The sequence below is a fragment of the Pseudomonas sp. UM16 genome (assembly GCF_050312595.1).
GTDB lineage: Bacteria > Pseudomonadota > Gammaproteobacteria > Pseudomonadales > Pseudomonadaceae > Aquipseudomonas.
In genome coordinates this window covers 82,949-109,477 of record NZ_JBNPJT010000007.1, presented here as the reverse complement: position 1 = coordinate 109,477, position 26,529 = coordinate 82,949, and the positions used below count along the sequence as shown (strand labels likewise).

Annotated in this window: 23 protein-coding genes; 12 read left to right on the top strand and 11 right to left on the bottom strand. The window is 59.6% G+C overall.

All coding sequences use genetic code 11. The features are described from left to right. The first annotated feature begins 347 nt into the window (after positions 1-347). From ACQRAX_RS10115 to ACQRAX_RS10100, 4 genes are all read left to right on the top strand, one after another. A complete protein-coding gene (locus ACQRAX_RS10115; RefSeq protein WP_412037294.1) occupies positions 348-1,559 on the top strand; it encodes a lactate oxidase in 1,212 nt (403 codons plus the stop codon). A 239-nt stretch (positions 1,560-1,798) separates the two neighbouring features. Beyond that, the gene (dusA, locus tag ACQRAX_RS10110) at positions 1,799-2,809 is read left to right on the top strand and encodes a tRNA dihydrouridine(20/20a) synthase DusA (RefSeq protein ID WP_412037293.1); all 1,011 of its coding nucleotides are present in this window, start codon (positions 1,799-1,801) and stop codon (positions 2,807-2,809) included. 124 nt (positions 2,810-2,933) lie between these two features. Continuing rightward, entirely contained in the window at positions 2,934-3,860 is a 927-nt protein-coding gene (tal, locus tag ACQRAX_RS10105) for a transaldolase (protein WP_412037292.1), read from the top strand. A 154-nt stretch (positions 3,861-4,014) separates the two neighbouring features. Further along, positions 4,015-5,919 (top strand): alkaline phosphatase D family protein, encoded by a 1,905-nt coding sequence (locus ACQRAX_RS10100; RefSeq protein ID WP_412037291.1) that lies wholly within the window; start codon positions 4,015-4,017, stop codon positions 5,917-5,919. A gap of 39 nt (positions 5,920-5,958) precedes the next feature. Here the strand turns inward: ACQRAX_RS10100 and rssC are convergent, their stop codons facing one another. The 3 genes from rssC to ACQRAX_RS10085 form a co-directional block, all read right to left on the bottom strand. Continuing rightward, positions 5,959-6,441 (bottom strand): anti-sigma factor antagonist RssC, encoded by a 483-nt coding sequence (gene rssC, locus ACQRAX_RS10095; protein WP_412037290.1) that lies wholly within the window; start codon positions 6,439-6,441, stop codon positions 5,959-5,961. Then, on the bottom strand, positions 6,438-7,622 hold the full coding sequence (gene rssB, locus ACQRAX_RS10090; protein ID WP_412037289.1) for a two-component system response regulator RssB: 1,185 nt from the start codon (positions 7,620-7,622) through the stop codon (positions 6,438-6,440). The genes rssC and rssB overlap by 4 nt, the downstream gene beginning before the upstream one ends. A 315-nt stretch (positions 7,623-7,937) precedes the next feature. Next, on the bottom strand, positions 7,938-8,645 hold the full coding sequence (locus tag ACQRAX_RS10085) for an MlaA family lipoprotein (RefSeq protein ID WP_412037288.1): 708 nt from the start codon (positions 8,643-8,645) through the stop codon (positions 7,938-7,940). Between the two features lie 196 nt (positions 8,646-8,841). On the opposite strand from ACQRAX_RS10085, the gene ACQRAX_RS10080 reads away from it, so the two are divergent. After that, a complete protein-coding gene (locus ACQRAX_RS10080; RefSeq protein WP_412037287.1) occupies positions 8,842-9,357 on the top strand; it encodes a phosphonoacetaldehyde phosphonohydrolase-related protein in 516 nt (171 codons plus the stop codon). 124 nt (positions 9,358-9,481) lie between these two features. Beyond that, on the top strand, positions 9,482-9,745 hold the full coding sequence (locus tag ACQRAX_RS10075) for a DUF4404 family protein (RefSeq protein WP_412037286.1): 264 nt from the start codon (positions 9,482-9,484) through the stop codon (positions 9,743-9,745). A 45-nt stretch (positions 9,746-9,790) separates the two neighbouring features. Here ACQRAX_RS10075 and queF read toward each other — a convergent pair whose 3' ends face one another. After that, entirely contained in the window at positions 9,791-10,621 is an 831-nt protein-coding gene (gene queF / locus ACQRAX_RS10070) for an NADPH-dependent 7-cyano-7-deazaguanine reductase QueF (protein ID WP_412037285.1), read from the bottom strand. A 68-nt stretch (positions 10,622-10,689) separates the two neighbouring features. After that, a complete protein-coding gene (locus tag ACQRAX_RS10065) occupies positions 10,690-11,184 on the bottom strand; it encodes a cupredoxin domain-containing protein (RefSeq protein ID WP_412037284.1) in 495 nt (164 codons plus the stop codon). A 152-nt stretch (positions 11,185-11,336) separates the two neighbouring features. Here ACQRAX_RS10065 and ACQRAX_RS10060 point away from each other — a divergent pair, with 152 nt between their 5' ends. Both ACQRAX_RS10060 and ACQRAX_RS10055 read left to right on the top strand, forming a co-directional pair. Further along, positions 11,337-12,017, top strand: a complete 681-nt coding sequence (locus ACQRAX_RS10060; RefSeq protein ID WP_412037283.1) for a heavy metal response regulator transcription factor — start codon at positions 11,337-11,339, stop codon at positions 12,015-12,017. Then, a complete protein-coding gene (locus ACQRAX_RS10055; protein WP_412037282.1) occupies positions 12,014-13,372 on the top strand; it encodes a heavy metal sensor histidine kinase in 1,359 nt (452 codons plus the stop codon). The genes ACQRAX_RS10060 and ACQRAX_RS10055 overlap by 4 nt, the downstream gene beginning before the upstream one ends. A gap of 91 nt (positions 13,373-13,463) precedes the next feature. Here the strand turns inward: ACQRAX_RS10055 and ACQRAX_RS10050 are convergent, their stop codons facing one another. The 3 genes from ACQRAX_RS10050 to ACQRAX_RS10040 form a co-directional block, all read right to left on the bottom strand. Beyond that, positions 13,464-14,708: a lipoprotein-releasing ABC transporter permease subunit gene (locus ACQRAX_RS10050; RefSeq protein WP_412037281.1), complete on the bottom strand. Its 1,245-nt coding sequence runs from the start codon at positions 14,706-14,708 to the stop codon at positions 13,464-13,466. Positions 14,709-14,780: 72 nt separating this feature from the next. Next, on the bottom strand, positions 14,781-15,464 hold the full coding sequence (gene lolD, locus ACQRAX_RS10045) for a lipoprotein-releasing ABC transporter ATP-binding protein LolD (protein ID WP_177327806.1): 684 nt from the start codon (positions 15,462-15,464) through the stop codon (positions 14,781-14,783). Between the two features lie 7 nt (positions 15,465-15,471). Next, complete coding sequence (locus tag ACQRAX_RS10040; RefSeq protein ID WP_412037280.1) at positions 15,472-16,722, bottom strand: lipoprotein-releasing ABC transporter permease subunit; 1,251 nt, start codon at positions 16,720-16,722, stop codon at positions 15,472-15,474. Positions 16,723-16,816: 94 nt separating this feature from the next. On the opposite strand from ACQRAX_RS10040, the gene ACQRAX_RS10035 reads away from it, so the two are divergent. Together ACQRAX_RS10035 and ACQRAX_RS10030 are read left to right on the top strand one after the other, a co-directional pair. Continuing rightward, positions 16,817-17,404: a PilZ domain-containing protein gene (locus ACQRAX_RS10035; RefSeq protein ID WP_412037279.1), complete on the top strand. Its 588-nt coding sequence runs from the start codon at positions 16,817-16,819 to the stop codon at positions 17,402-17,404. Positions 17,405-17,431: 27 nt separating this feature from the next. Beyond that, positions 17,432-18,154: a glycerophosphodiester phosphodiesterase gene (locus tag ACQRAX_RS10030; protein WP_412037278.1), complete on the top strand. Its 723-nt coding sequence runs from the start codon at positions 17,432-17,434 to the stop codon at positions 18,152-18,154. Positions 18,155-18,196: 42 nt separating this feature from the next. Here the strand turns inward: ACQRAX_RS10030 and sthA are convergent, their stop codons facing one another. The 3 genes from sthA to ACQRAX_RS10015 all read right to left on the bottom strand — a co-directional run bounded on the left by sthA (position 18,197) and on the right by ACQRAX_RS10015 (position 22,335). Continuing rightward, positions 18,197-19,591, bottom strand: a complete 1,395-nt coding sequence (sthA, locus tag ACQRAX_RS10025) for a Si-specific NAD(P)(+) transhydrogenase (RefSeq protein WP_038608908.1) — start codon at positions 19,589-19,591, stop codon at positions 18,197-18,199. 213 nt (positions 19,592-19,804) lie between these two features. Then, positions 19,805-20,800, bottom strand: a complete 996-nt coding sequence (locus ACQRAX_RS10020) for an FAD:protein FMN transferase (protein ID WP_412037277.1) — start codon at positions 20,798-20,800, stop codon at positions 19,805-19,807. Between the two features lie 71 nt (positions 20,801-20,871). After that, the gene (locus ACQRAX_RS10015; RefSeq protein WP_203543134.1) at positions 20,872-22,335 is read right to left on the bottom strand and encodes a glyceraldehyde-3-phosphate dehydrogenase; all 1,464 of its coding nucleotides are present in this window, start codon (positions 22,333-22,335) and stop codon (positions 20,872-20,874) included. Positions 22,336-22,505: 170 nt separating this feature from the next. On the opposite strand from ACQRAX_RS10015, the gene mfd reads away from it, so the two are divergent. Together mfd and ACQRAX_RS10005 are read left to right on the top strand one after the other, a co-directional pair. Further along, a complete protein-coding gene (mfd, locus tag ACQRAX_RS10010) occupies positions 22,506-25,955 on the top strand; it encodes a transcription-repair coupling factor (protein ID WP_412037276.1) in 3,450 nt (1,149 codons plus the stop codon). 10 nt (positions 25,956-25,965) lie between these two features. Then, positions 25,966-26,526, top strand: coding sequence for a CsiV family protein (locus ACQRAX_RS10005; RefSeq protein ID WP_412037275.1), 561 nt, complete (start codon positions 25,966-25,968; stop codon positions 26,524-26,526). The last annotated feature ends 3 nt before the right edge of the window (positions 26,527-26,529 follow it).

Sequence of the window (26,529 nt, the reverse complement as noted above, 5' to 3'; positions counted from 1 at the left end):
ACTACCGAGTGCTAACCGGCCTGTAGCGGCGCGCACTCGACACACGGGCGACTCCTTATTGTTTTATCAACTTTCACACCGAAACTTCACAGCAAAGGGTGAGGAGTTATTCATTCCTTTATATTCAATATAGGGGGCACCCAGCGCGGGAAGCTTGATGCAGATCAGTAATTCAGGCTTGACTTTTGCCATCCTCTGAAACCACTACGGACAACTATTTGCCGAGCACTGCGCCATTCAAGTACGACCTTGGTATCAAAAATAGAACACTGCATCTCAGTTGTTCCCTCACTGCCTGCGCCACTCAAAGGGCAAAATAAGCGCTTGGCAATGAAGAGATTTATCCGATGAAGAACACGCATAAACGTACAACCGCTTTGGCCTCCGGCGTGCTGACAGCACTGCTTTTGCTCAACACCGCGCATGCCCAGGAATACCAAGCCAGCGACGCTGAAAAAACCCTCAAAATAGTTAACCTTGGCGCCTTGGAAGCCGACGTCAAAGCCAGCATGGACAAAGGCGCCTTTGGTTACATCCGCGGCGGTGCCGAAGATGAAAACAATATGCGCAGCAATACCCAAGACTTCGACAACAAGTACATCATGCCGCGCATCATGCAAGGTATTGAACGTACCGACATCGATCTGTCCAGCGAATTACTCGGGGTTAAACTGAAAACGCCTATCATCCAGGCGCCAATGGCCGCTCAGGGCTTGGCCCATAAGGACGGTGAAATCGCTACCGCCAAAGGCATGGCCAAGGCCGGCTCCATATTCTCTTTGAGTACTTATGGCAATAAGACCATTGAGGAAGTAGCGACCGCGTCCAAGAACAATCCATTCTTCTTCCAGCTCTATATGAGCAAGAACCAAAAATTCAATGAGTTCACTTTGGAGAAAGCCAAACAATTTGGTGCCAAGGCAATCATCCTCACCGTAGATTCGCCAGTGGGCGGCCATCGCGAAGATGACATTCGCAATAACTTCCAATTCCCCCTGGGCTTTGCCAACCTGGAGCTGTTCGCCAAACAAGACAGCGATGGTTCCAAGACCGGCAAAGGTTCTGGTATCAGCGAAATCTATGCCCAGGCCAAGCAAGCCTTCACCCCGGCCGACATTGCTTACGTGAAAAAACTGTCGGGGCTACCGGTCATCGTCAAAGGTGTGCAGTCACCCGAAGACGCCGATATGGCAATCAAGGCCGGCGCAGCGGCGATCTGGGTGTCCAACCATGGTGGCCGTCAACTCGACAGCGGCCCGTCGTCCTTCGACGTCCTGCCGGCGATTGCCAAGGTTGTGAACAAGCGTGTGCCGATCATTTTCGATAGCGGCGTACGCCGTGGCTCGCATGTGTTCAAAGCACTGGCCAGCGGCGCAGACATCGTTGCGGTAGGCCGTCCGATCCTCTATGGCCTGCACCTTGGCGGAGCTGAAGGTGTGAATTCGGTGATCGAACACCTGAACAAGGAACTGACCATCAACATGATGCTCGGTGGCGCGAAAAACATTGAAGCGGTGAAGAACACCAAGTTGTACAGCGACAAGGATTTCGCCGGGTGATTGGCGCAAGCTGATTTGAGCGATACCTACGAACGCCCATTCTGGATTGAATGGGCGTTTTTCATTTTGGCTCGATGAGGGATCTCTCGTCGCTTAACCCACGTCCAGGCGGTCAGCTTGCGGGCGAAGGCCTGGCACTCTTGGTAGACTAGGGCACTTTGTTTTTGCTTCGGATCCGCACGCCTAACCGGCTGTACCGAGCAAAACGTCCATGAATGGCTACAAACGCGTCGTAGAACATGCCCCTAGAATCCGCTGCAACCCGAGTAAACCCGCGCTCTGATCTGTCCCGCCGCTTCAGCGTTGCGCCCATGATGGATTGGACCGACCGCCACTGCCGGTTCTTCCTGCGCCTGCTCTCGAGCAACGCCCTGCTCTACACCGAAATGGTCACCACTGGTGCCCTGCTTCACGGTGACGCCGAACGCTTCCTGCGCCACGACGAAGCCGAGCATCCGCTGGCCCTGCAGTTGGGCGGTAGCGTGCCTGCTGACCTGGCCGCGTGTGCCAAGCTGGCCCAGAACGCTGGCTACGACGAGGTCAACCTTAACGTCGGCTGCCCAAGTGACCGGGTGCAGAACAATATGATCGGCGCCTGCTTGATGGGCCATCCGGCGCTGGTCGGTGATTGCGTCAAGGCGATGCAGGACGCCGTGCAGATCCCAGTGACGGTCAAGCACCGCATCGGTATCAATGGTCGCGACAGTTATGCCCAGTTGTGCGATTTCGTCGGCCAGGTACGTGATGCCGGCTGCCGCAGTTTTACCGTACATGCACGCATCGCCATTCTGGAAGGCCTGTCGCCGAAGGAAAACCGCGAGATTCCACCGCTGCGCTACGACGTGGCGGCGCAGCTGAAGGCGGATTTCCCCGAGCTGGAGTTCGTCCTCAATGGGGGCATCAAAACCCTCGCCGAGTGCCAGGAGCACCTGCAGATCTTCGACGGGGTGATGCTGGGCCGCGAGGCGTACCACAATCCTTATGTGCTGGCCGAGGTCGACCAGCAACTGTTCGGCAGTACCACGCCGGTGATCAGCCGCAGTGAGGCGCTGGCCAAGTTGCGGCCGTATATCGCCGCGCATCTGGCGGCTGACGGTGCCATGCACCACGTAACCCGGCATATCCTCGGCCTCGGCCAAGGCTTTCCGGGGGCACGCAAATTCCGTCAGTTGCTCTCGGTGGACATCCACAAGAGCACTGATCCGCTGGCCCTGCTCGATCAGGCTGGAGAGCTGTTGCAAGGGCGCTAGCATCGGAACCTGTGCGCACTTGGGCACTCGAAGACTTATCCCGTTGCCCCGCCTGCCAGTCAGCCCTTGAGCGGCTGGCAGCGCTCGGGTAATGTCGATCCATTGCACAGGACAGAGCACGCCCATGACTTCCAAGCTGGAACAACTCAAGCAGTTCACCACTGTGGTTGCCGACACTGGTGATATCGATGCCATCAGCCGCCTGAAACCGGTCGATGCCACCACTAACCCGTCCCTGCTGCTCAAGGCCGCAGCCATGCCCGGTTATGCCGACTTGCTCAAGCAGTCGGTCGAACACAGTAAGGGTGATGTTGGCCTCGCCTGTGACACCTTCGCCGTGGCAGTTGGCGCCGGCATCCTCAAGGTTATTCCGGGGCGTATCTCCACCGAGGTCGATGCCCGCCTGTCCTTTGATCAACCGGCGCTGCTGGCCAAGGCCCGGCAATTGATTGAGTTGTACGAAAAAGCCGGTATCGGCCGCGACCGCGTGCTGATCAAGCTGGCCTCGACCTGGGAAGGGATCCGCGCCGCCGAAGTCCTGGAAAAGGAAGGCATTCAGACCAACCTGACCCTGCTGTTCTCTTTCGCTCAGGCCCAGGCTTGCGCTGACGCCGGGGTATTCCTGATTTCGCCGTTCGTGGGTCGGATCTACGACTGGTACAAGAAGTCCACTGGTACCGACTATGCCGGCGCCCAAGACCCTGGCGTGCAATCCGTTACGCGGATCTACAACTACTACAAGGCCAACGGTTACGACACCGTGGTCATGGGCGCGAGCTTTCGCAACATTGGCCAGATCGAGCAACTGGCCGGCTGCGACCGCCTGACCATTAGCCCTGAACTGCTGCAGCAACTGAGCGATGACCAAGGCGAACTACCGCGCATCCTCAAGCCGGGTAATCAGGGCGAAGCCCGTCAAACGTTGACCGAAGCACAATTTCGCTGGGCCTCCAACGAAGATGCCATGGCCACTGAGAAACTCGCTGAAGGTATTCGTCAATTTGCCCGGGATCAGGAGAAGCTTGAAGCGCTGCTGGCAGCAAAGGCTTGATGCAACACTGCACTTACCTCTACACAGAGTAACGTAGCCGCTGCCGCCAGGCTGCGGCTACGAATTGATAGCGCTCGCAATAGAGGCGCAACTGCCTTCACTATGCCGCTCTTCACCGCCACCCACAGTTTCGCCTGTGCTTTCAGAGATGTTGATGCCTGAATCCCCCGCGTTACCCGCCGTACTCGCCGGCCCCCTGCTGCGCCGCCTTGAACCTACCCGAATGGTGTTCTGGCTGGTCGGTTCGCAAGCGCTGCAACCGACTCTGTCACTGAGTTGTCCGGGCATTACAGCGACCTTGGATTGTCAAGTGGTCGCCATTGGCCGTCAGGCCTTCGTGCACTTGATCGACATTCACTTCGACAGCCCACTGCCCTGCGATGTGCAGATCGACTACGACTTGCTTGTGCACACTACCGAGGGTAAGCAAAGCATTGCGCAATGGGCCCCGCACCTGCTCTATGAAGGCGCCGGGCTGCCCAACTTCGTGGTGCATTCGCGCCTGCAGCAGCTGCTTCACGGGTCCTGTCGCAAGCCGCACCACCCCGCCGCTGACGGCTTGCTGTGTGCCGACCAACTGTTGATCGACTGCCCTGATCCCAAGGCGCGCCCAGCCCTGTTGCTGATGAATGGCGATCAGGTGTATGCCGACGATGTCGCCGGGCCGATGCTGCGGGCTATCCATGCGCTGATCGAACGACTGGGACTGTTTGGTGAATACTTGCAAGGTGCGGTGGTCGATGACAGCGCCGCACTCTACCAACACCCTGCCAGCTACTACCACCGCGCCGACCTGCTGCCGGCACTGGAGAGCAACGAAACCCTGCGCGAGCGTTTTTTCGGCGGTGCGCGCAAGCCGATCTTCACCAGCAGCAATGCCGATAATCACCTGGTGACGTTCGCCGAGGTGATGGCCATGTACCTGCTGGTCTGGTCACCGGTACCCTGGACCTTGATCGACCCGCACATGCCCTCTGGGCTGACGCCCCAGCAACAATCCCGCTACCAGCAGGAACACCAGGCTATCGACGCGTTTGTCAGCGGCTTGAGCGGTGTCGCACGCGTGCTGGCGCACCTGCCGAGCCTGATGATCTTTGATGACCATGACATCACCGATGACTGGAACCTGTCCGCACAGTGGGAAGAAACCGCCTATGGGCACCCTTTTTCCAAACGCATCATCGGCAATGCACTGCTCGCCTACTTGCTATGCCAGGGCTGGGGTAACGACCCGGACGCCTGCAACGCGCTGATTGGCAAATGCCAGGTGTTGAATCAAAGCGCCCTGGACGACCAACACCTGGACGCCGCACTGCAGGACGCCCTGATCGAAGAGGTGTTGCGTTTTCAGGGCTGGCAATTCGTCCTGCCGAGCAATCCGCCATTGCTGGTACTCGACACCCGTACCCGGCGCTGGCGCAGCGAAAGCAACCTGAAAAAGCCTTCTGGCCTACTCGACTGGGAAGCATTGAGCGAATTGCAACAGGCCCTGCTCGATCACCCCTCAGCAGTCATTGTTTCGCCGGCACCGATCTTCGGCGTCAAGCTGATCGAAACGGTGCAGCGGGTGTTCAGCTGGCTGGGCTATCCGTTGCTGGTCGATGCCGAGAATTGGATGGCCCACCGTGGTGCGGCCCAGGTAATCCTGAATATCTTCCGTCACTCGCGCACGCCAGGGCACTACGTGATTCTCTCCGGCGACGTGCATTATTCGTTCGTCTACGAAGTACTGATCCGCCACCGACAGCGCAGCCCGCACCTCTGGCAAATCACCAGCAGCGGAATCAAGAACGAGTTTCCGCGGCGTCTGTTGGACGTATTCGACCGCCTTAACCGCTGGCTTTACTCGCCTCGCTCACCCTTGAACTGGCTGACCAAGCGCCGCCAAATGGAAGTGATTCCACGCACGCCCAGCCACAGCAAGGCCGGCGAGCGCCTATGGAACAGCGCCGGCCTGGGGCAGGTGTTTTTCAATGAACAAGGCCAGCCACAGCGGATTTTCCAGCTCAACGCGAACGGCGCGGCGCCGACGGAGTTTCCACCCAGGGCTAGCGATTAAATCAGCAGAAGCAGGCGCCCCACGGCGCCTGTGCGCAGGTCAGGTACGTTCGAGGGCGTTGACCAGGTCGTGGAAAGCTTCGCGATTGGAGTCGTTCAGCCCCATAAGGATTTTGTGCGCTTCCAGTACCTTGGAGCGCACCACATCTTCGTTCTGGTCCTGGGAAGGTAGGTCGGTCAGGCACTCGGGGCACGGGATCGGCCGATCAACGATGTTGAACACTTGATCGAAGCCCATCGACTGCAGCAACCGCGAAATGTCCGGGTTAACGGTCACCACGGTCGGCAGCAGGCCGACTTTCTGCCGCGACAGGATCGAGAGCTTGGCCAGCAAGCCCAAGGTGGTGCTGTCGATGCTTTCGGTTTCAGTCAGATCAATGACGATCGCCGAGAAATTCAGCGCCGTAAAGATCTTTTCAATAGTCGCATCCAGCGCTGAACACAAAGTCAGGCGCACTTCGCCAACAAACTTCAGAACGAAGGTGCCGCTCTGTTCGGCGAACTGGATTCTTCCCGTACTCATTGAAGGTTCCTGCTCAACACCAATAGGGCGATATCATCCGGCATCTCCCCAAGCGTAGCTAATCCGAATCGTTGGCGCAGCCCATCTAGGCTGCCACCCGCAGCCTTGACGATTTCTGGCAAGGCCGCCTCTTTATCTTTGAGTGTTTCCCCTGGCAAAAGGTCCAGAATGCCATCAGAGAGCAAGGTCAGGCTGAACTGCGCAGGCAATTCCAGGACATGGTCCTGGTAGGTGGCCTCTTCAAACAGCCCGACCGGCAACCCACGCCCTTCCAGGTATCGGCTTTGGCCAGGGGTATAGAGCACGGGCAAGGGCAAATGGCCGCCAATGCTGTAGGTCATCAACCCAGTGTCTTCATCGATCACCCCGCCAACCATGGTGACATGTTTGCCCAGCTTACAGTTGATCAGGCCGCGGTTGATGTGCCCAAGCACCTCGGAGGGCTTGAAGTCACGCAAGCGTGAATTGCGCTTGAATTCGAACAACAGCCGGGTGGTCATGAATTTCAACAGCACGGTGACAAACGCCGAAGAGGCACCGTGGCCGGAAACGTCCGCCAGGTAAAAGGCAATGCGTCGCTCATCGACCCGAAAATAGTCGGTGAAGTCACCTGACAGATACAACGATGGAATGATCTGGTGCGCAAACGACAGCTCGCCGGCCATCCAGGGGCTTTCCGGCAGCATGTTCATTTGCACCTGGCGCCCGGCGGTCTGGTCTTCCTGCAACAGGTGCAGGCTGGCCTCCAGTTCGCGGTTGGCGGTTTCGAGCTTTTCCCGGTAGCGCTGGTTTTCCAGCAACAGGCGCGCCCTGTCCAGGGCACGGCGAACCGAGTGCTCGAGCACTGCGAGGTCTTCCAGGGGCTTGATCAAGTAATCGGCGGCACCCAGGCGTAACGCTTCCACCGCATCGTTCATCACCCCGGCACCGGAGACAACGATCACCGGCAATTCAGGCGCGCGCTCGGTGACCTGGCGAATCAGCTCCAGACCGCCCATTTGCGGCATGCGCAGATCGCAGATCACTAGATCAGGCTGTTCCTGTTCGAAGACCTGGAGGCCCTGCTGGCCATTACTCGCTTGCAGGACACTGAAACCACTGTCTTCAAGGTAAGCGGCAAGACTCGCACGTACGACATCGTCGTCATCGATTATCAGCAGCGTTGCACTGGTTTTCTGCATGTGAGCAAACGGCGCCAGAATTAGGTTGGCGTAGGTGGCTCGACAAGGCATGAGCACACGTACTGGATTCGCTTCTAGCCACTCTTTTATCAGATGTAGGACAGATTGGTTTGTCCGACAACGAGCAGAGGTGCCCTGTAAGGCGCAGACGGTACTCCCATCCGCCAGGGGATTCAAGGGTACGCCGATGCTCGTGGTTGCTCTTTGCGAGGTAAAGACCCAGGAGTTATAAAAATTTGTTCGTGTGCAACTCAATGGAAGGAGCAGACATGAAAAAAGGCGGCTCGATGGCCGCCTTTTCATCACTGCAAAGATTTAAAAGTCGTCGACGACTTCGCCATCCTTGACCTTGAACTCGCGGTTTTGCAGGTAGGCATTGCGAATGAAGGTGTATTTGTCGCCGCGAATCAACTTTTCTGCCGACAGCAGGCTGGCGCGGGTATCGACGACATCCACGGCAATCGCGCTGTTGCGCGTCGGCACGTGATCGATGTAGCGGTAGGGTTCAGTGTAGGTGTCCGGGTACTTGGCGACAGCGTCACGCACCGTGCTTGGGCCCAGCAATGGCAGCATTACGTAAGGACCACTGCCCACACCCCAATAACCCAGGGTCTGACCGAAGTCTTCATCGTTGCGCTGCAGGCCCATCTTGGTGCCCACATCAAAGAAACCGCCCAGACCAAAGGTGGTGTTGACGATCAGGCGCGCGGTGTCGACCCCGGCAGCATGTGGTTTGAGCTGCAGGATGTTGTTGGCCAGGTTGGTCACGTCACCCAGGTTGAGGAACATGTTGTGGATGCCATCTTCCAGGAACTGCGGGGTGACCGCTTGGTACCCCTTGGCCAATGGCTTGAGCGCGTAAGTGTCGACAGTGTCGTTGAAGGTAAAGATCGGTCGGTTAATGCTTTCCCATGGATCTTCCTCGGTCGCCGCCTGGGCTGCGCCCAACGGCGCCAGCAGCAGGCTGGCACAGACACAGGCCCGGGTCATCCGATTGATCACGCCTGTACCGCTCCTACGCATAGAGTTACTCCTCGACAGTCACTGCGCCGAACGCGATGCGTCCTACGCTAAAAAAGGAACAAGTATAAAAGGGTCTTTCCCTGATAAACAGCCTGACACAATAGAGGTCATGATTTTGTGAACAACTGTGATTGCGCGGCGTAACCGCAGCGTAACAAAGCGAGTGTAGCGTTCAGGTTATTTCAGGGACGTTGCCATGCAAGACTCGCCTGCCATAACCGCCCTGCTCTTCGGCCTGCGTGGCTGCCTGATCGAAACGGATACCAGCCCAACACGTCCGCGACCTACCCCCGGCGCCTTGCAAACTCTCGCCTGGCTGGATGAGCTACCGGCTGTCGACGCCGAGCACTTGGCCGCAGCACTGCCTGCCTGGCTCAAAGCCCACCATGTTGTTACACCATGGCCCGCACCTGATGCCTGCTGGCAAGCGTTGATGGCGCTCAATACCACAAAGCTTGAGGGCTGCGTACTGGTCAGTGCAGAGCCACGGTTGCTGCAGTCAGGCCTTAATGCCGGCCTGTGGACAATCGGCCTGGCCAGCTGCGGCTCGCGCAATACTTACGACAGCCCGCAAGAGCAGGAACGCCAGCGCGGCAAGGCAACCCTGCAACTGTTTGCCCTCGGCGTACATTCGGTGATCGACCACCTTGAGGCACTGGGTGACTGCCTGGCCGACATCCGCCAGCGCCGCTTAAAGGGTGAAAAACCCTGACACAGGGCCGTTGATCCGGGTCATGCAAAGCTGCGCTCAGTGGATTACTCTAGTAGGCAAGGTATGGACCTTTCAGCCGCTACCGGGGTCCATGACTGTGCCTATTCATAGAGGGAGATCACCCATGCCTGCCCGCGAACTGCAAGAGCAACTCAACGCCCTGCGCGAGCAATTGGAGCAAAACCCACCGCTTTCGGAAGAGGAGCGCGGTCAGCTGCATGAGTTGATGCAGCAGATTGAGGCCAAGATTGAACTTGAAGCCGTAACCCCCGACAACAACCTGGTCGATGGCGTCAACCTGGCAGTGGAACGCTTCGAAGTCGATCACCCGGGCCTGACCGCCACCTTACGCAATATCGTTCAGAGCCTGCAAAGCATGGGCATCTGACCCACCGAGCAGCAACAAAAAGCCCCGTTATCCGGGGCTTTTTCGTTACTGGCGAACCAGGCGCAGGTTCGGCAGTGTCACCGTCTCAGTGCTGCGGTACGGATTGATATCCAGCCCGCCGCGACGCACATAACGCGCATAGACGGTCAGAAACTCAGGATTGAGCAGACGCTTGAGGTCCAGGTAGATACGCTCGACACACTGTTCATGGAAATCAGCGTGCTGACGGAAGCTGATCAGGTAGGTCAACAGGCTGGCATGATCCAGCGCTGCGCCTCGATAGTGCACAGTGACACTACCCCAATCCGGCTGGCCAGTGACCGGGCAGTTGGATTTGAGCAAGTGGCTGTGCAGGGTTTCTTCCACAATGCGGCTGCTGTCGCAACGGAGCAACTCCGGCTGCGGCTGCTCGTAGTTGTTGATGCTGACATCCAGGTCATCGATGCACACGCCCGGCAAAGCCACCACGCCCTGCCCTTCAACTTGCGTCAGGCTGCGGATCTGCACGGCCACCGGTTTACCGGCTGCAGCCGAGAGGTCTTTTGCCAGGCACGCTTCCAACGCTGCCGGCGTTTCGAACACGGTCTGGTTCAGTGAGTTCAGGTACAGCTTGAACGACTTCGACTCGATGATGTTCGGCGAGTCGGCGGGAATCGCGAATTCGCCGATGGCTACCACCGGCTTGCCCGACGGCAGCAACCAGGACAGCTCGAAGCAGTTCCAGAAGTCCACCCCTTGCCAAGGCAGGGTCTGGGCACTGACGCCCAATTCGGCCCATTTGGCGGCTCGCGGGATCGGAAACAGTAGCGATGGTGTGTAGGTAGCGATGTATTCGCTGGACTTACCCAGCGGAGAATGTTCGGCGGCGGGATGCATGGCTCAAACCTGAAGGACGAAATGCGCCTAGTTTATCGGGTTTGGGCCATGCGTTGGGTATTCGTCGGTTATTGGCCGATGGTCAGCTTGCCGACCATGCCAGCTTGATAGTGCCCCGGAACGTTGCAGGCGAACTCGATGGGGGTTGCCTGAGTGAAGGTCCAGGTCAGCTCACCGCGTTTGCCAGGGTCGACCATTACGGTGTTGGGATCATCATGCTTCATGACGCCACCGTGCTGCATGCCGCCATGGCCCATGGCTGAATGATCCATCTGACCCTGCATGGCGAGCATTTCCTTCTGATGCTTAGCGTGCATCACCGCGTCGCCGAGGCTGAATTCATGCACCACTGCGCCCTTGTTGATCAGCACGAAGCGCACGGTTTCGCCGGCTTTGACCTCCAGGCTGCGTGGCTCGTAGTACATGTCGCCCATGACAACTTCCACAGTCCGGTCAGCCTTGGCTGCAGGCGCAGGGGTGCCGAAGGCGTACGAATGTGCGGGTGACGCCAGTGCTGGCAAGCTGAACAGCGCCAAAGCGCCGGCAATAATAAGGTGTTTCATAAAATGTCCACTCCGGGGTTGCGACAACGTAGGCTGCACTGTAGAAAACCGGCGCTGGCAGCTACCTGACAAAAACATTACAACTTTGTCAGCTTGGCCAACGTCCACGTCCGCCGCGGTATAACTGCCATTCATTGTCCAAGAGCCACCCGATGAAACTGCTGATCGTCGAAGACCAGACCAAAACCGGCCAGTACCTGTGCCAAGGCCTCAGTGAAGCTGGCTTCGCCACTGAGCTTGCCACCGACGGCAATACCGGCCAGCACCTGGCCCTGACGGGCGATTACGACCTGCTGATTCTCGATGTAATGCTGCCCGGCCGCGATGGCTGGCAGATCCTGCAAGCGGTACGCGCCGCAGGCCTGGATATTCCGGTGCTGTTCCTGACCGCCCGCGATGCCGTGGAAGACCGAGTGCATGGCCTGGAGCTGGGCGCGGATGATTACTTGGTCAAACCTTTTGCCTTCTCTGAACTGTTGGCGCGGGTGCGCAGCCTACTGCGTCGCGGCAGCAGCCCGACCCAGGAAACCAGCCTGGGCCTTGCCGACTTGCGCCTTGACCTGATCCGCCGCCGCGTCGAACGCGGCGGCCAGCGCATTGACCTGACCGCCAAGGAATTTGCCTTGCTGGAACTGCTGCTACGGCGCCAGGGTGAAGTGCTGCCCAAGTCGCTGATCGCGTCCCAGGTCTGGGACATGAACTTTGACAGCGATACTAACGTCATCGAAGTGGCGATCCGCCGCCTGCGCCTGAAAATCGACGACAGCCATGAGCACAAACTAATCCACACCGTGCGTGGCATGGGCTATGTCCTGGAAGAGCGGGCGTCGTGATGCGCCAAGTGTCCCTGAGCAGCCGCCTGGCATTGCTGTTCGCAGCCTGCACGGCGGTGGTGTCATTGACCGCCGGGATTCTGTTCAGCCGCGCCAGCGAAAGCCACTTCATCGAGCTGGATCAACAGTTGCTCGAGAGTCGCCTGTCACTGTTGCGACAAATGCTCGACGGCGTCCACGACCCGGCCAGCCTCGCCTTGCGTTTGCCGGCGCTGCAAACCGAGCTGAGCCATCAGACAGACCTCGCCGTGCGGCTGCGCGGCAGCGATGGCCGGGTGTGGTTTGAAAGCCAGCCCGATCTGCCCGACGCCCCCCAAGCACCCGGCCTGAGCACCCAGCACAGTAGCAATACCGACTACCGCGCCCTCTGCGTCAACCTTGAACAGAGCGATCCGACCTCGGCGCAACTGACCCTGTTTCTCGACATCACCCACCACCAGCACTTTCTCCAGCGCATGCAGCAGTTGATCTGGCTAACTGTCGGCCTTTCCGCTCTGGCCACGGCCTTGCTGGGTGCCTGGGCGGCGCGCAGAAGCCTGCGACCGTTACGCCAGATGGGCGAAGTAGCGTCAAAAGTATCGGCGCGCTCATTGACCACCCGCCTGCCCGAAGGGCAGATGCCAGTAGAGCTGGCGGAACTGGCGCAAACCGTCAACGCGATGCTCGAACGCCTGGACGACGCCTTCCAACGGCTGTCAGCGTTCTCCGCCGATATCGCTCACGAACTACGCACGCCGCTGTCGAATCTGCTGACCCACACGCAGGTCACGCTCACCCGTCCGCGCGAACTGGACGAGTATCGCGAGGCCTTGCACAGCAACCTGGAAGAACTGCAGTGGATGGCGCAACTGGTCAACGACATGCTCTACCTGGCCAAGGCCGACCACGGCCTGTTGATGCCCAGCCGCCAGCGCCTGGCGCTGGAAGATGAAGCGGATGCCTTGCTTGAGTACTACGCGCCCCTGGCCGAAGAAGCCGAGGTCGCATTGCATCGGGAGGGCCGGGCCAGCCTGGAAGGTGACCGCCACATGCTGCGGCGGGCGCTGTCCAACTTGCTCGACAATGCCGTGCGCTTTACCCCGGCGCAGGGGGAGATTCGCTTGAGTATCGAGGTGCTGGAAGGCTTGGTGCGCTTGCAGGTAGCCAACACTGGCGAGCCCATCGACCCGGCATTGCTGCCACGGCTGTTTGACCGTTTTTACCGCGCCGATCCGGCGCGCCGTGAAGGCAGCAGCGAGCATGCAGGGTTGGGATTAGCGATTACCCGGTCGATTGTCCAGGCCCATGGCGGGACGATTCGTGGGGAATCAGACGGGGGTTGGACGCGATTTGTGATTGAGTTGCCGACGGTGTAGATCAAATCGCCGGCAAGACCCGAAGGGTTGGTGTATCGCCTTGCAGGAGCCGGCCTTGCCGGCGATCGGCCGCGATGCGGCCGCAACACCATCACTCGTAGCGCAAGGCGTACGCCGGCTCAACCTGCGAAGCACGCCACGCAGGGTACAGCGTCGCCAGGAAACTCATCACCAAGCCGGCACTGCAGATCAGCGCCACATCACCCCACTGCAGCTCCGACGGCAGACTGCTGATGAAGTACACATCAGAGGTGAAGATGTGTTGCCCACTAACCCGCTCCAACCAGCCGACAATCTGGCTGACATTGAGGGCGGCAATCACCCCCAAAACTCCGCCGATCAAGGTGCCGACAACACCGATCAGAGTCCCCTGAACCATAAAGGTCCCCATGATCTGCGCCGGAGTGGCGCCAATGGTGCGCAGGATGGCGATGTCCGCGCCTTTGTCATTGACCACCATGATCAGCGTGGCAATGATGTTGAACGCCGCCACCGCGATGATCATCAGCAGCAACAGACCAATCATGGTCTTTTCCATCTTCATCGCACTGAACAGGCTGCCCTGGGTGTGCGACCAGTCATCGGCGCGGTAGGCATCGCCCAGGCTGGCAGCGATGGCCTTGGAAACCTGCGGTGCGGCGTACAGATCCTTGAGCTTGAGACGCACGCCCTGAACCTGGTTCGGCTGCCAGCGCTGCATCTGCGCGGCATCGGTCATGTGGATGTAGGCCATCGAACCATCGAGTTCGGCCCCCACCTTGAACACTCCGACCACGTTCAGACGCTGCATGCGCGGGGTGATACCGCCTGGCGCGCTGCTCACCTCCGGCACGATCAGGGTCAGCTTGTCACCGACATTCAAGCGAAAACGCCGAGCGCTGATCTCGCCGAGCACCACGCCATACTCGCCGGGTTTAAGCGCCTGCAGGCTGCCCTGGACAATGTGCTGGCCGACGATCGAGACCTTGCCCTCCTGAGCCGGATCAATGCCGCTGACCTGGATCGGCTGCATTGCGCCCTTGTAGGAGAGCATGCCTTCCATCTCGGTCAGAGGCGCAGCAGCAATCACTTGCGGGTTTTTCAGCGCAGCGTCGGCCACGGGCTGCCAGTCAGCCAAGGGTTGGGCTCCAAGAATACTGGCGTGCGGCACCATACCCAGGATCCGCGCGCTCATTTCGCGCTGAAAGCCGTTCATCACCGACAACACCACGATCATCGCCAGCACGCCCAGAGACAGGCCGATCATCGAGGTCATGGAGATGAACGAGATGAAATGGTTGCGGCGCTTGGCGCGGGTGTAGCGCGCGCCGATGAAAATAGACAAGGGTCTGAACATGAACGAAAGCACCCAGGTAAAGAAAAGAAACACGCGGCCCGCCACTGCTGGCGGGCACGCTGCACGGCCAGATCAGATTGCGACCAGGTGCCCGTCGTCGAGGCGCAGCACACGGTCCATCTGCCGCGCCAGGTTGAGGTCATGGGTGACCACCAGGAATGCTGTTTGCGAGGAGCTGCTCAGCTCCTGCATCAGGTCCTGGATGCCTTGAGCGGTATGGTGGTCGAGGTTGCCGGTCGGCTCATCGAGCATCACCAGCCCCGGACGGTTGACCAACGCCCGAGCAATCGCCACACGCTGGCGTTCGCCACCGGACAACTCGGCGGGCTTGTGGCTCAGGCGATGGCCCAGGCCAACCCGCTTGAGCAGCGCCTCGGCGCGCTCGCGCGCCTCGGGGATGGCGGTGCGGCCAATCAGCAACGGCATGCACACGTTCTCCAGGGCGGTGAACTCCGGCAACAAGTGGTGAAATTGATAGACAAAACCCAATGCGCGGTTGCGCAGCAGACCACGGGCACGCTCACCCAAGGCCGACAGCTCTTCACCAGCCAGCCACACGCTGCCTTCGGTGGGCGTGTCGAGGCCGCCGAGCAGGTTGAGCAACGTACTCTTGCCTGAACCCGAGCTGCCAACGATGGCCACCCGCTCTCCAGGGTGTAACTCCAACTGCAAACCGGACAACACCTGTACCGACTCTGGGCCTTCCTCGTAGGACTTGCCCAGATTGCGGCAACTCAGCACTGCTTTATCACTCATGCCCAACTCACTCATAACGTAGCGCCTCCGCAGGCTGGGTGCGTGCCGCACGCCAGGCCGGATACAAGGTGGCGAGGAAACTCAGGACCAATGCCGCACCGCAAACCATCCACACATCTTCAGCCATGACCTGGGACGGTAGGTAATCGATGAAGTAGACGTCGGCATTGAGGAACTTGTGTCCGATCAGGGTCTCAAGCCCGGCGATGGCCGCGCTGACATTCAGCGCTGCGGCGATACCGACCACGCCACCGATCAAGGTGCCGACCACGCCGATCACCGTGCCCTGGACCATGAAGATGGCCATGATCTGCCCCGGTGTGGAACCGAGGGTCCGCAAAATGGCGATATCGCCCTTCTTGTCGTTGACCACCATGACCAGGGTAGAAATGATATTGAACGCCGCCACCGCCACGATCAGCAGCAACAGCAGGCCGATCATGGCCTTCTCCATGCGAATCGCCTGGTACAGATTACCGTGGGTGCGGGTCCAGTCACGGGCGTAAAACTCTTGCTCACCCAGGTTCTGCGCAATATCCCAAGCAGCACGCGGGGCCTGGAACAGATCGGCGAATTTCAGGCGCAGCCCCTGAACCTGATCGGCCTTCCAGCGGTGCAGGCGCGACAGATCGGAAAGGTTGGTCAGGCCCAGGTAGCCGTCAATCTCTCCGGCGCCTACGTGGAATATGCCAACCACCGTGAAGCGCTTCATGCGCGGGAACATGCCCGCTGGGGTCACGGTGACCTCAGGGGCAACGAAGGTCAGCTTGTCGCCGATGCCAACACCCAGCTTGGCTGCCGCCTTGTCACCGATCATGATGCCGAAGTCGCCCGGCGCCAGGGCGTCGAGCTTACCTTCACGGATAAAGTTGTCGATGATCGACACTTGCCGTTCCTGGGCCGGATCGATGCCATTGAGCAGCACCTTCTGCACCTTGCCCTCATGGGTCAACAGCCCTTGCATCTGAGTAAAGGGCGCCACCGCAACTACCTGCGGATTCTGCTTTACTTGCTTGGCAAGGGCGGGCCAGTCGCTGATCGGCTGACCGCTTTCCAAGGTGGCATGGGGCACCATGCCCAATACTCGGGTGCGCATTTCGTGATCGAAGCCATTCATCACCGACAACACCACGATCATCACCACCACGCCCAGGGCGAGGCCGATCATCGAAGTCAGGGAAATGAACGAGACGAAGTGATTGCGACGTTTGGCACGGGTATAACGCGTGCCGATGAATACGAAGAGAGGTCTGAACATGTCGGGGCTTGTTCGGATGAAAGAGGAACGTCCTTGTGGCGGGGCATGAATAGCAGCTTTACACTCAGACCACCGCCGCTACCATGGGTTCGCCATGTCGACATTAGATGAAGAAGATCGCCGCGAATACTACCGTATCGAGGACCGGATCGCACTGGAAATTAGCCCGCTGAGTGCTACTGAAGCCCTTGGCGCAGACTTGTTGCAAGATGATTCACCACTCTTCAACCTGCTCAGCGAACTGCACCTGAGCGAATTCGAGTCGCAGCACCTGCTGCGCCAGCTCAGCGACAAGGACCGTACCCTGGCCGCTTTCCTCAAAGCGCAGAACAAACGTATCGACCTGCTTAGCGCGGTTGTTGCGCAAACCCTGCTGGGGCAACTCAGTGCGCCACAAGCCGTGGTGCTGTCCGAAGGTGGCATCGAGTTCAACCAGCCCCAGCCGATTGCCGCGGGCAACCGCGTGGCGGTGAAAATGGTGTTGATGCCACAAGCACTGGGCTTATTGTTGCGTGCCAGAGTCACTCACTGCGACCAACAGGCGGACGGCCGCTACGAGGTCGGCACCGAGTTCATTGACATGACCGACGCCCAGCGCCAGTTGTTGGCGCGCTACATCCTGCAACGACAGGCTCAACAACGACGCCAGGCGCTGGATCAGAACACCCCGAGCGCATCCTGAGTTTCACTTTTTCTTGAAGGAACAAACGTGACCCAGATTTATGGCCACCGTGGCGCCAAGGGCGAAGCCCCCGAAAATACCCTGACCAGTTTCCAGCATTGCCTCAAGCATGGCGTACGCCACTGTGAGCTGGACCTGCACCTGTCGGCCGACAACGAGTTGATGGTTATCCACGACCCCACCCTCAAGCGCACCACTGGCCGGCGCGGCAAAGTAGCCGAGCATGCAGCCGCCGACCTTGCTACCTATGATGCGCGCAAGGGCGGCCCAGGTTGGGTATCCCCCTGCCCGATTCCCCGGCTTGAAGAGCTGTTCGAAAAGTGCGACTTCGAGCACTGGCAACTGGAGGTCAAGAGCGCCTCACGTACCCGGGCGGTGACTACCGTGTTGGCGATTCGCGAGATGGCCCAGCAATTTGGCCTGCTCGACAAGATCACCATCACCTCCAGCTCACGTGAAGTGCTGGGGGCGGCCCTGGAGCTGACGCCGGATATTTCCCGTGGACTGGTTGCCGAATACGCCTGGCTCGACCCGTTGAAGGTCGCCCAGAACTATGGCTGCAACTTGCTCGCGCTGAACTGGACACTGTGCACCCCTGAACGCCTGATCAAGGCCCAGCGTCAGGGTTTGCACGTGTCGGTGTGGACAGTCAACGAGCCGGCGCTGATGCGCAGGCTCGCCGACTTCGGCGTAGACAGCCTGATTACAGACTTTCCCGGTTTGGCCAGCGCCACCCTCGAGAATCGCTGAAATCGGTCTCCCCGACCGGCTCAGGCCACCGGCCGGAGCCGCTCAAAAAAGCCGGTTGAGGCCGTCGTAGGCCGCTACCCGATAGGCTTCGGCCATGGTCGGGTAGTTGAAGGTGGTGTTGACGAAATACTTCAGCGTATTGCGCTCACCCGGCTGATCCATGATCGCCTGGCCGATGTGGACAATCTCCGACGCCTGATAGCCGAAGCAGTGCACGCCGAGAATTTCCAGGGTCTCGCGGTGGAACAGGATCTTCAGCATACCTTGCGGCTCACCGGCAATCTGCGCCCGCGCCATACCTTTGAAGAAGGCCTTGCCGACTTCGTATGGCACCTTGGCCTGGGTCAGTTCCTGCTCGTTCTTGCCGATCGAGCTGATCTCCGGAATGGTGTAGATACCCGTCGGCACGTCGTTGACGAAGCGCCAGCTGCCATTGTCGACGATGCTGCCCGCAGCCGAGCGGCCCTGGTCGTGAGCAGCACTGGCCAGGCTCGGCCAGCCAATCACATCACCGGCGCCATAAATGTTCGGCACATGGGTACGGTAGTTTTCGTCGACTTCGATCTGGCCACGGCTGTTGACCTTGATGCCGATGTTTTCCAGGCCCAGCTTGTCGGTGTTACCAGTACGGCCGTTGCACCAGAGCAAGGCGTCGGCCTTGATCTTCTTGCCGGATTTGAGGTGCAGGATCACCCCGTTGTCCAGGCCTTCAACGCGCTCGTACTCTTCGTTGTGGCGAACAGTGATGTTGTTGTTACTGAAGTGGTAGCTCAGCGCTTGGGAGATTTCCGAATCGAGGAAGCTCAACAGCTGACCGCGGTTATCCACCAGCTCTACCAGTACACCCAGACCGCTGAAGATCGAGGCGTATTCACAGCCAATCACACCGGCACCGTAAACAATCAGTTTGCGCGGGGTGTGACCGAGGCTGAGGATGGTGTCGCTATCGTAGATTCGCGGGTGATGGAAATCGATATCGGCCGGACGGTACGGACGCGAGCCGGTGGCGATGATGATGTGCTTGGCCACCAGCTTCTCGACCACACCGTTGGCGCAGACCACTTCGATGGTTTGTTCGTCGGCAAAGCTGCCGGTGCCGAAGAACACGTCAACGCGGTTGCGGGCGTAGTAGCCGGTGCGCGAGGCAACCTGCTTGGCGATAACTTTTTCTGCGCTTTTCAGTACGTCAGGGAACGAGAACCAGCGCGGCTCACCAATGGCCCGGAACATCGGGTTGGTGTTGAACTGCATGATCTGACGCACCGAGTGACGCAGGGCCTTGGACGGGATGGTGCCCAGGTGGGTGCAGTTACCGCCGACCTGGCGACGGCTATCGACCATCGCCACCTTGCGTCCTGCTTTGGCAGCATTCATTGCCGCCCCTTCTCCTGCGGGGCCGGAACCCAGCACCACTACGTCGTAGTTGTAGACAGCCATGCGTACTCCTTTAGAACAGGCCCGGTCGCCACATTGGCAAGCGGGGCTAGATCATGTCGCCAGCGGCGCCATGAAAAAATTCGGGTGCAGTCTAATCAAGCTTTAACGCCGCGCACATTAACCCTTGGTCGCGTCGTAGGCTATTTTTCTCTGCACTACATGTCACAGCGCATATTCAATGCACCTTCCCTGTGGTAGCGGATTTTTCCGCGCCTACGGCATCAGTTGCTCGAACGCCGGCGTGCTGCGAGAGACAAAACCGTCGGCGACCCGGGTCACGAACACGGCGGCAATCTCGTGCCTGAGGGCGAAGTCCCAGCCATCCTGCGGCCCAAGAATCAACAGCAGGGTCGAATAACCATCGGCCATCAGGGTCGAGCGATTGAACACCGTCACCGCAGCCAGGTCATGTTTCACTGGCGCCCCCAGGCGCGCATCGAAGGTGTGTGAATAGCGCTGGCCATTCTCCTCGAAATAGTTGCGATAGTCACCGGAAGTGGAAACACCAAAGCCATCCACCGCCAACACTTGCTGGGTAATCTGGCGATCTTCGCGGGGCAGTTCCACCGCCACTTTCCACTGGCTACCGTCAGGTTTGTGCCCCAACGCTTTGAGCTCACCGGTGGCCTCGACCAGTAAATCCGTGACCCCCAGGGCCTTCAGCCGCTCAACCACCAGGTCCACGGCATGTCCTGCAGCGAGACTATTGAAGTCCACTTGCACCGCCGCATCCTTGCACAACTGCTCAGCGACTATGCGCAAATGCCCATGCCCGACACGCTTGCGTGCGCTGGCCAGCGCTTGTGCGCTGGGCACTTGTTCCTTCCGCGCCTGCGGACCAAAGCCCCACAAATCGAGCAAGGGCTCGACGGTCAGGTCAAATGCACCTTCGCTTTGCTGTGACAGCTGCTCACCGACGCGCACCAGCTCCAGCACATCTGCAGGCATGGGTTGGCAGCTGTTGGCCGGCAAGCGGTTAAAGACTTCGATCAGCGAGTCACTGCGATAGGTAGAGAATCGCTGATCGACACCCTCGAGGATAGCCTCCACCTCTTGCCTGACCTGTTGCGGCGCCGGCCCTTGAGGCGTGCGGACATACTGCACGGTGTAACTGCTGCCCATGGTCGGGCCACTGATACGCTCAAGCGATGCACCCTGCCCACAGCCGACCAGGCTCAACCACACACCCAACCACAACGCGTTGCGCATCCGCTCTCCTTGAAATACAGGCAAAAAAAACGGGAACCCTGAGGTTCCCGTCTTTCACAACCAAGCCAAGCTTAGCGTGGGAAAGCAGGCGGGTTTACACCGGCCATGTCTTCCATCACGCGCACCACCTGGCAGCTGTAACCGAACTCGTTGTCGTACCAGACGTACAGAACAACACGGTTATCGTTGCAGATGGTCGCTTCAGCATCAACCACACCGGCGTGGCGCGAACCAACGAAGTCAGTGGAAACCACTTCCTGGGAGCTGACGTAATCGATCTGCTTGTGCAGATCCGAGTGCATGGCCATCTGGCGCAGGTACTCGTTGATTTCTTCGCGGTTGGTGGCCTTTTCCAGGTTCAGGTTGAGGATGGCCATCGACACGTTCGGCGTTGGTACGCGAATCGCGTTACCGGTCAGCTTGCCCTTTAGCACTGGCAGCGCTTTGGCAGCTGCGGTGGCAGCACCAGTCTCGGTGATAACCATGTTCAGCGGCGCGGCGCGGCCACGACGGCTGCCTTTGTGGAAGTTGTCGATCAGGTTCTGGTCGTTGGTGAACGAGTGAACGGTTTCGACGTGACCATTGACGATGCCGTACTTGTCATTGACAGCCTTGAGCACCGGCACGATGGCGTTGGTGGTGCACGAAGCGGCCGAGATGATCTTGTCGTCAGCGTTGATTTCGCCATGGTTGATACCGTGAACGATGTTCTTCAGCGCGCCCTTGCCAGGTGCGGTGAGGATCACGCGGGCAGCGCCTGGGCAGGCCAGGTGCTGGCCGAGGCCATCGGCGTCACGCCATACACCGGTGTTGTCCACGATCAGAGCGTTTTCGATGCCGTACTGGGTGTAGTCGACTTCGCTCGGGCTCTTGGCGTAGATAACCTGGATCAAGTTACCGTTGGCGGTGATGGTGTTGTGTTCTTCGTCGATGGTGATGGTGCCATCGAACGGGCCGTGAACCGAGTCACGACGCAACAGGCTGGCACGCTTGACCAGATCGTTCTCGGCGCCTTTGCGCACGACAATGGCGCGCAGACGCAGACCGTCGCCACCACCGGTTTTTTCGATCAGGATGCGCGCCAGCAGGCGGCCAATACGACCGAAGCCGTAAAGCACAACGTCGGTGCCTTTACGCGCCGAAGCGTTCTGCTGGCCAACCACGTCGGCCATTTCTTCACGCACGAACTGCTCGGCGCTACGACCGTTGCCTTCCTGCTTGAATTTGTTCGCCAGCTTACCCAGGTCGACCGAAGCGGCACCCAGTTTCAGCTCGCTCATGGCTTTGAGCAGCGGGAATGTCTCGTGGACAGAGAGTTCGGTTTCGTCGGTTTGGCGATGACGAGCAAAGCGGTGCGCTTTGAGAATCGAGATCACCGAACGGTTGATCAGGCTGCGGCCATAGATCGAACTCACCACATTGTTATTGCGGTAGAGCTGACCGATAAGCGGGATCATCGCTTCTGCAAGTGCTTCACGATCAATCCACTCACCAAGACACTGGTCGGGCTTCTGAGTCACGGGAACCTTCCACATGTAGGGACAGAAAAAAGGGGCTACATTATGACGCCCCGCAGCCCATCGAGCAATGAGCGCCTGTCGCCACGCGCTCACTACATGCAATTAGCCTGCGCACGACCTGACAGCACAGGCCTGTGACCGGTACAATTGGCGTCTTTGTCGCAACGCTTGGAGCTCGACCTCCCGTGCCTGTACTGCGTCTACCGCACCTGCCGGCCACCGCCGGCAAACAAACCTGGGGCAACCTGCCGGGCGCCGCCCTGAGCCTGGCCATTGCCGAAGCCGCCAGCGCCGCCAAACGCTTCACCCTGCTGTTGACCGCCGACAGCCAGAGCGCTGACCGGCTCGAGCAGGAGTTGCGTTTTTTTGCACCGCAGTTGCCGGTACTGCCGTTCCCCGACTGGGAAACCCTGCCCTACGATCTGTTCTCGCCGCACCAGGACATCATCTCGCAGCGGATTTCCAGCCTGTACCGCTTGCCGGAGCTTGATCACGGCATTCTCGTGGTGCCGATCACCACTGCCCTGCACCGCCTGGCACCGACCCGCTTTCTCCTGGGCAGCAGCCTGGTGCTGGACATCGGCCAGAAGCTGGATGTCGAGCAGATGCGTCTGCGCCTGGAAGCCAGCGGATACCGCTGCGTCGATACGGTTTATGAACACGGTGAATTCGCCGTGCGTGGCGCCCTGATCGACCTGTTCCCGATGGGAAGCAAGCTGCCGTACCGGATCGACCTGTTCGACGACGAGATCGAGACCCTACGCACCTTCGACCCGGAGACCCAGCGCTCGATCGACAAAGTCGATTCGGTACGCCTGCTACCGGCCCGCGAATTCCCGCTGCAAAAGGATGCGGTGACCCGTTTCAAGGCACGCTTTCGCGAGCGTTTCGACGTCGACTTCCGGCGCTGCCCGATCTTCCAGGACCTGTCCAGCGGAATCACCCCGGCCGGTATCGAGTACTACCTGCCGCTGTTTTTCGACGACACCTCAACGCTGTTCGACTACCTCCCGCAAGACACCCAGGTATTTTCCCTACCGGGTGTCGAGCAGGCTGCCGAGCACTTCTGGAGCGATGTGCGCAACCGCTACGAAGAGCGGCGCATCGATCCCTCGCGCCCCTTGTTGCCACCGGCCGAGCTGTTTATGCCGGTGGAAGACTGCTTTGCCCGACTCAAGAGCTGGCCACGCGTGGTGGTCAGCCAGGATGACCTCGACAGCGGTGTCGGTCGCGAGCGCTTCCCCGCTCAGGCCCTGCCGAATCTGGCCATCGAAGCCAAGGCCAACCAGCCATTGGCGGCGCTGTCGGGCTTTCTCGAGCAGTTTCCTGGTCGCGTCTTGTTTACCGCCGAATCGGCGGGCCGTCGCGAAGTATTACTGGAGCTGCTCGAACGCTTGAAGCTGCGCCCGCAAACCGTCGACAGCTGGAGCGCCTTCGTCGCTGGCAAAGAGCGCCTGGCAATCACTATCGCACCGCTGGATGAGGGCCTGCTGCTGGACGACCCGGCAATTGCCCTGGTCGCCGAAAGCCCGCTTTTCGGCCAGCGGGTGATGCAGCGCCGGCGCCGCGACAAGCGCAGCGACGCCAACAACGACGCGGTGATCAAGAACCTCACCGAGCTGCGCGAAGGCGCACCGGTGGTGCATATCGACCACGGCGTCGGTCGCTACCTGGGTTTGGCGACCCTGGAGATCGACAACCAGGCGGCCGAATTCCTCACTCTGCAATACGCCGAGGGCGCCAAGCTTTACGTGCCGGTGGCCAACCTTCACCTGATCGCTCGCTACACCGGTAGTGATGATGCCCTGGCCCCGTTGCACCGGCTCGGTTCGGAGGCTTGGCAAAAGGCCAAGCGCAAAGCCGCCGAACAGGTCCGCGACGTCGCCGCCGAACTGCTCGACATCTACGCCCGCCGTGCGGCGCGCAAAGGCTATGCGTTTGCTGATCCGTCGGTTGACTACGCGACCTTCAGCGCTGGCTTCCCGTTCGAAGAAACTCCGGACCAGCAAAGCGCCATCGAAGCGGTACGCGAGGACATGCTCGCGGCCAAGCCGATGGACCGCCTGGTCTGCGGCGACGTCGGTTTCGGCAAGACCGAAGTAGCCATGCGTGCCGCCTTCATCGCCGTGCACGGCGGTCGCCAGGTGGCCATCCTGGTGCCGACCACCCTGCTCGCCCAACAGCACTACAACAGTTTCCGCGACCGCTTTGCCGACTGGCCGGTGACCGTCGAGGTGATGAGTCGTTTCAAGTCGCCCAAGGATATCGCTGCGGCCGTCGCCGACCTCGCCGAAGGCAAGATCGACATCGTCATCGGTACCCACAAGCTGCTGCAGGATGACGTCAAGATCAAAGACCTGGGCCTAGTGATCATCGACGAAGAACACCGTTTCGGCGTGCGCCAGAAAGAACAGCTCAAAGCCCTGCGCAGCGAGGTGGACATCCTTACCCTTACCGCCACGCCAATCCCGCGGACTCTGAACATGGCCGTGGCCGGCATGCGCGACCTGTCGATCATTGCCACCCCACCGGCGCGTCGCCTGTCGGTACGCACCTTCGTCATGGAGCAGAACAAGAGCACGGTCAAAGAAGCACTGCTGCGTGAGCTGTTGCGCGGCGGCCAGGTCTATTACCTGCACAATGATGTGAAGAGCATCGAAAAATGCGCCGCCGACCTTGCTGAGCTGGTGCCTGAGGCACGGATCGGCATTGGCCACGGGCAGATGCGCGAGCGCGAACTCGAACAGGTGATGAGCGACTTCTACCACAAGCGCTTCAACGTGCTGATCGCCTCGACGATCATCGAGACCGGCATCGACGTGCCCAGCGCCAACACCATCATCATCGAGCGTGCCGACAAATTCGGCCTGGCTCAGTTGCACCAGTTGCGTGGTCGAGTCGGGCGCAGTCACCACCAGGCCTATGCTTATTTGCTGACGCCGCCGCGCCAACAGATCACCCCAGACGCCGAGAAGCGCCTGGAAGCCATCGCCAACACCCAGGACCTGGGCGCCGGTTTCGTCCTGGCCACCAACGATCTGGAAATTCGTGGCGCTGGCGAACTGCTCGGCGAAGGCCAGAGCGGGCAGATCCAGGCGGTCGGCTTTACCCTGTACATGGAAATGCTCGAGCGTGCGGTCAAGGCCATCCGCAAGGGCACCCAGCCGAACCTCGACCAGCCGCTGGGCGGCGGCCCGGAAATCAACCTGCGCTTGCCGGCACTGATTCCCGAAGACTACCTGCCGGACGTGCACGCGCGGCTGATCCTGTACAAACGCATCGCCTCGGCGGTCGACGAAGACGGCCTCAAAGACCTGCAGGTGGAGATGATCGACCGCTTTGGCCTACTGCCCGAACCCACCAAAAACCTGGTGCGCCTGACTTTGCTCAAGTTGCAGGCGGAAAAGCTCGGCATCAAGAAAGTCGATGCCGGCCCCAACGGCGGCAAGATCGAGTTCGAAGCCGAAACCCCGGTTGATCCATTGGCGCTGATCAAACTGATCCAGGGCCAGCCCAAGCGCTACAAGTTCGAAGGCGCGACCCAGTTCAAGTTCATGGTGCCAATGGAGCGCCCGGAAGAACGTTTCAATAACCTTGAGGCGCTGTTCGAGCGCCTGACCCCACAATCTGCGTGAAGGAAGATCCATGCGTGCCATTCGCTGCCTGACCCTGCTGCTGGCGTTGTTTACTCCTGCGGCGTTTGCTGAAGGCGTTTATCAGGTCGAAATGATCCTGGTCCGGCAAAACGCTGTGCCGGCGATCACCAGCCAGTTCGCCCCGGAAGACTGGAGCAACGGTGCCAAGGCGCCTGCCACCGGAGACATACGCCAACCAGCAATGACCGACGAAGCGGCAAAGCTCAGCGCCGACAGCCAATACACTGTGCTTCTGCATAAAGCCTGGACGCAGGATGCCGGCAGCGTCGCGATCAGTGATGGCAAAAAACAGTTCGGGCACTTTCCGATCGAGGGCAACCTGAACCTCAAAGAAGAGCGCTTTATCAGTGTCGAGGCCAACCTCTGGGTCAACCAGCTGGACGGTAACGGCGCAGTGACTCAAAGCGAACAGCTCAAGCAGAGCAACAGTACGGTGAAAAATGGCGAACTGACCTTCCTTGATGGCGGGCACCTGGCCCTGCTGCTCAAGGTTACGGCCAATCGGCCAGTCAGTGCGCCGGCTCCTGCGCCGGAGATGATGGAGCAGTAGTCT